The sequence below is a fragment of the Mesorhizobium sp. M4A.F.Ca.ET.022.05.2.1 genome, assembly GCF_003998845.1.
Lineage (GTDB): Bacteria > Pseudomonadota > Alphaproteobacteria > Rhizobiales > Rhizobiaceae > Mesorhizobium.
Genome location: NZ_RZOJ01000504.1, coordinates 1 through 3,782 on the forward strand (window position 1 = coordinate 1; position 3,782 = coordinate 3,782).

General features: G+C 64.8%; 3 protein-coding genes. 2 read left to right on the forward strand and 1 reads right to left on the reverse strand.

What is annotated here, in order from left to right; genetic code table 11:
• Positions 1-249: LysR family transcriptional regulator (locus tag EN745_RS31515; protein ID WP_127423051.1), on the reverse strand; the 249-nt coding region annotated here is incomplete at its 3' end.
• Between the two features lie 278 nt (positions 250-527).
• On the opposite strand from EN745_RS31515, the gene EN745_RS31525 reads away from it, so the two are divergent.
• The gene (locus EN745_RS31525) at positions 528-3,458 is read left to right on the forward strand and encodes a molybdopterin oxidoreductase family protein (RefSeq protein ID WP_127423053.1); all 2,931 of its coding nucleotides are present in this window, start codon (positions 528-530) and stop codon (positions 3,456-3,458) included.
• Positions 3,455-3,782, forward strand: a 328-nt coding sequence (locus tag EN745_RS31530) for a 4Fe-4S dicluster domain-containing protein (RefSeq protein WP_127423054.1), incomplete at its 3' end; no start/stop codon positions are given. The genes EN745_RS31525 and EN745_RS31530, both read left to right, overlap by 4 nt.

The window sequence follows — 3,782 nt, forward strand, 5'->3', positions numbered from 1 at the left end:
CGCCAGCACGTTGCTGGCGGCCGCGGCGCGTTCCAGAACGGCCTTGGCCTCGGGCAGGAACCGGCGTCCGGTCTGCGCCAGCTCGATATTGCGCCCGACGCGGTCGAACAAGCGCACGCCATGCTGCTGTTCGAGCGCGCGGATGGCGGCCGAGGCGGCCGACTGCGAGATGCCCAGAAGCTCGGCCGCCTTGGTCATATGCCCGCGCTCGGCGACGGCGACGAAGATGCGCAACTGATCGAGAGTCATGCCCGCATTAAGAAGGACAGTCGATTGGAATTACAAGAGCAACTTGTTAGACAGATCGATTGCTTTGTTCTAAGTTTTAAGCGGAATTGGAAAAAAATCGCGGCCGAGTCGCGAGGATTAGAATTGATGGGGCGGTTCAAGTCTTTGTTCGCACATTGGACGCGCAGCCTTCGGCGGCGGGTCGCCGGCGAACGCTATCACCCTGAACAACACTACATGCGCGGTCCCGGACCCAAGACGAGAGCCAAGGACGCGGACCGTAAAAGCGCCCCCCGATCATGAGCCACGGTGCGCCGCGCGGCGCAAATTCCGCCCCGTCGCAAAGGCCGCTGGCCGACACACGCGCGCCTGACGAGGGTGACGGCGTCGACACCTCGCCCAGCGTCTCCGACCGGATCGCCAAGACAACCTGCTACATGTGCGCCTGCCGCTGCGGCATCGACGTCCACATCAAGGACGGCAAGGTGCGCTACATCAACGGCAACAAGGACCATCCGGTCAATCGCGGCGTGATCTGCGGCAAGGGCAGCGCCGGCATCATGCAGCATTACAGCCCGGCACGGCTGACGAAGCCGCTTCTGCGCAGCGGGCCGCGCGGCTCGGGCGAATTCCGCGAGATCGAATGGGAGGAAGCCTTTTCGATCGCAACGGAGCGGCTTTCCGCAATACGCCGGAGCGATCCCAAAAGGCTCGCCTTCTTCACCGGGCGCGACCAGTCGCAGTCGCTGACCGGCTGGTGGGCAAGCCAGTTCGGCACGCCGAACTTCGCCGCCCATGGCGGCTTCTGCTCGGTCAACATGGCGGCCGGCGGCCTCTACACGATCGGCGGCTCGTTCTGGGAATTCGGCGAGCCCGATTGGGACAACACGAAATACTTCATGCTGTTCGGGGTCGCCGAGGACCATGATTCCAACCCGATCAAGATCGGCCTCGGCAAACTCAAGGCGCGCGGCGCCAAGGTCGTCTCGATCAATCCGTGCCGCACCGGCTACAACGCCATCGCCGACGACTGGATCGGCATCAGGCCGGGCACCGACGGCCTGTTCGTGCTGGCGCTTGTCCACGAGCTGCTCAAGGCCGGCCGCATCGATCTCGACTATCTGCTGCGCTACACCAACGCCCATCTGCTCGTGATCCAGGAGCCGGGGGCGGCCGATGACGGGCTGTTCGTTCGCGACGGCGCCGGCCATTCGCTCGCCTGGGACAGGATTGCGAAGACCCCGGTCCGGGCTGCCGACCCCAACGCGAAACCGGCGCTGACCGGCAGCCACACGGTCAACGGCTGCCGCTGCGTTCCGGTGTTCCAGATCCTTGCCGACCGCTATCTCGACGACAGCTATTCGCCCGACGCGGTCGCCGGCCGCTGCGGTGTTGCCGCCGACACGATCCGCCGCATCGCGGCGGAACTCGCGCATGTCGCCTTCGAGCAGACGATCGAACTGCCGGTGGCCTGGACCGATTGGGCCGGACGCCGGCACGAGACGATCAAGGGCCGGCCCGTGTCGATGCACGCCATGCGCGGCATCTCGGCCCATTCCAACGGCTTTCACACCTGCCGCGCCATTCATCTGCTGCAGGTGCTGCTGGGCACCGTGGATGTGCCGGGCGGCTTTCGCTTCAAGCCACCCTATCCGCGATGCGCACCGCCGGGACCGAAGCCCGCGGGCAAGCATGTCCGGCCGATGACGCCGCTTGAAGGCATGCCGCTCGGCTTCGTCTGCGGGCCGGATGACCTTCTGGTCGACGAGGCCGGCACCCCCACCCGCATCGACAAGGCCTATTCCTGGGAGGCGCCGCTCGCCGCCCACGGCCTGATGCACAGCGTCATCCGCAATGCCTGGGCGGGTGATCCCTACCGGATCGACACGCTGTTGATGTACATGTCGAACATGGCCTGGAATTCCTCGATGAACACCGTCGAGACGATTCGTATGCTGACCGACAAGGATGCATCGGGCGCGTACAAGATCCCCTTCATCATCTATTCCGATGCCTACTACTCGGAGACGGTGCCGTTCGCCGACCTGGTGCTGCCGGACACGACATATCTCGAGCGGCATGACTGCATCAGCCTGCTCGACCGGCCGATCAGCCATGCCGACGGACCCGGTGACGCCATCCGCTATCCCGTCGTGGAGCCGGACCGCGACGTCAGGCCGTTCCAATCGGTGCTGATCGAGCTCGGCGCGCGCCTCGCCCTGCCCGGTTTCGTCACCGACGAGGGCACCGCCAAATACCGCGACTATGCTGACTACATCGTCAACCACGAGCGCATGCCCGGCATCGGACCGCTTGCCGGCTGGCGCGGCAAGGACGGTGGCTCGACCGGCAGAGGCGAGCCCAATCCCGATCAGCTGCAGCGCTACATCGACAATGGCGGCTTCTGGCACCAGGATTTTTCCACCGACCAGCGCTACTACAAGATGGGCAACCGCTCCTATCTCGATTTCGCGGTGCAGATGGGTTTCATCGCCAAGGCCGAGCCAGTCGTCTTCCAGCTCTATTCCGAGCCGATGCAGCGCTTCCGGCTGGCCGCGCGTGGCCATGGGAAGGTGCGGCCGCCGGAGGCGGAGCGGACCCGCATCGAGACCTATATGGACCCGCTGCCGTTCTGGTACGCACCCTTAGAGGACGACGCTGCCGACCTCAAAAAATATCCTTTGCATGCGCTGACGCAGCGGCCGATGCACATGTACCATTCCTGGGGCTCGCAGAATGCGTGGCTGAGGCAGATCACCAGCCAGAACCGGCTGTTCGTGCATGCAAAGACGGCCGCCAATCTCGGGCTGGCAGATGACGACTGGGTGTGGATCGAGAGCGTCAACGGCCGGGTGAAGGGACAGATCAAGCTGATCGACGGCGTCAACCCCGACACGGTGTGGACATGGAACGCCATCGGCAAGCGGCGCGGCAGCTGGGGGCTGAAGGACGATGCGGCGGAGAGCAATCGCGGCTTCCTGCTCAACCACATCATCGGCGACCAGACCGCGGCGGACGCCAATGGCAAGCGCTATTCGAACTCCGACCCTGTGACGGGACAGGCGGCATGGTTCGACGTGCGGGTTCGGATCGTCAAATGCGCGTCGCAAGAAGCCGGGTTCACCGAGCCGCAATTCGAACGCTTTAAAGAGCCGCCGCACTTCCAGCCTTCGCCCGATGTGCTTCAGTTCGGCGTCGAATTCCGCATGAACAGGGAAGCCGCCGAATGACCTGCCTTCCCGCGCAAACCGACAAGAAGCTCGGCCTGGTGATCGACCTCGACACCTGCGTCGGCTGTCAGGCCTGCGTCACCGCCTGCAAGGAGTGGAACACCGGCGGCCATATGGCGCCGCTGACCGATATCGATCCCTATGGCGGGCATGTCGACGGCGTCTGGTTCAACCGCGTGCACGCTTTCGAGCACACGACCGAGATGGGCGGGCGCACCGTCAACTTCCCGCGTTCCTGCCTGCACTGCGAGACCCCCGCTTGCGTCACCGTCTGCCCGACGGGCGCGTCCTACAAGCGGGCGTCGGACGGCATCGTGCTGGTCG

Coding starts and splice junctions, on each gene's coding strand:
- EN745_RS31525 (WP_127423053.1), top strand. CDS start 528: ATGAGCCACGGTGCGCCGCGCGGCGCAAATTCCGCCCCGTCGCAAAGG.